Origin of the sequence: Paenibacillus prosopidis, from assembly GCF_003337375.1 — a bacterium.
Classification (GTDB): domain Bacteria; phylum Bacillota; class Bacilli; order Paenibacillales; family Paenibacillaceae; genus Pristimantibacillus; species Pristimantibacillus prosopidis.
The window spans coordinates 1-1,511 of sequence record NZ_QPJD01000074.1; the positions used below are offsets into that span (position 1 = coordinate 1).

At 39.6% G+C, this 1,511-nt stretch carries 2 protein-coding genes; one reads left to right on the forward strand and one right to left on the reverse strand.

What is annotated here, in order from left to right:
• The first annotated feature begins 487 nt into the window (after nt 1-487).
• Nucleotides 488-1,240 carry an SAM-dependent methyltransferase gene (locus tag DFP97_RS30320; RefSeq protein WP_181873753.1) on the forward strand — a complete coding sequence of 251 codons (753 nt, stop codon included), beginning with the start codon at nt 488-490 and terminating at the stop codon, nt 1,238-1,240.
• A gap of 48 nt (nt 1,241-1,288) precedes the next feature.
• On the opposite strand, the gene DFP97_RS31270 is transcribed toward DFP97_RS30320, so the two are convergent.
• Nucleotides 1,289-1,511, reverse strand: a 223-nt coding sequence (locus DFP97_RS31270) for a hypothetical protein (RefSeq protein ID WP_220271212.1), incomplete at its 5' end; no start/stop codon positions are given.

The following is a 1,511-nucleotide window of genomic DNA, read 5'->3' on the forward strand; positions in this document are numbered from 1 at the left end:
CGGGAGGGCTTTCAGTGAGCCCACGCTGATTAGCATCGCTTATAGTTTTGAGCAAGCAACACTTTTCCGTCGTTCGCCAGATCTGGGCGAATTGATGTAATTACTGTTTCCTAATGACACTATTTGAATTAACACCATGTCAGTGCATTGGAATTACCCAGCGTCATTTACGCTAAAGGGTACGATAGTGGGGGAGCTGCCACGAGGACAGCTCCTTTTTGATGCCCATTAAAGTAACGGGCAGATTAGCGTGATAACAGCAGGTTACTTATATTCACTTTCTTGGCAGTAATGTTAAGTATAACAATATTTTCTGTTGATCATTTTTTTCCATTCAATTAGTATTAGATTAAATCAAAAGAAAGCGAGTGAGTTTATGATTATGAGAACTAGCAATAACCAAAAAACTATTATTCGAGGCACGGAAGGATAATTAGGTTTCGTACTAATTCACTTCCGTGTAATAACAAACACGGAGGGAAAAACGTTGGGTATCGATAAAAAAGTAACAGGTGTTGAATATAATGGTGGTTTTTATGAAGAAATCGGGGATTACATTCGTGATAACTATTTAGAATTTGGATTCACCAAAGGAACGTCACAGGAAGTAGATTTTTTGATTGAACTTATGAATCTTCAACCGAATACACGTATTTTGGATATCGGTTGTGGACCAGGTCGTCATAGCCTAGAACTTGCAAGACGTGGGGTTAAATCAATAGGTGTTGATATTTCTTCAGAATTTATTAAATATGCGAATCAAATTGCAACAAACGATAAGCTAAATGCAGAATTTTTAGTTGCCGATGCACGTGAACTAACCTTTAACCAGGAATTCGATGGAGCTATTTGTCTTTGCGAAGGAGCCTTTGGGTTAGCTGGCAGTGAGGAGAACCATAGAAAGGTTCTAAAAGGTGTTCATAAAGCGTTGCGAGTCGGTTCATTATTTGTCCTTACAGTTGTTAATGCTCTGAATTTGGCTAGAGGGGTTACTGATGAATCGCAATTCGACCCGTACTCTTGCACGATTGTTGATAAAGAAAAAGTTAAAAGCCCCGAAGGCGAAACAAAAGAAGTATCTATATACACCACAGCCTTTACCTTCCGTGAATTAAAATTGCTTTTGGAAGATGAAGGGTTCGAGGTAGAGGCAGCCTATGGCTGCAAGGCAGGAGAATTCGGCAAAAATCCGCTAAAGGTAAGCAGTATGGAAATCATGATGATTTCACGTCGAAAATAATTTTAAGGGGGCTTGGGTTGACTCAAGTCCCTTTTTAGTATTTATAGCTTATTGCGCTAACGGATACGATAGCTCAATAAGCACTGAGACGGCAGCCCTTTCATTGGCTGCCGTCTTCTCAACTACCGGGCAGGTTAACGCAACATAACAATTATTGGAAACGTCTAAAGAAAAACGAGTACGGAGGTGTAAGATGATATTTTTGTCTGTTTGCATAATATTCGTTGCTATCTCGATCGTCGTTCTAAGAAAAGCTGGTGTCCTATACTCT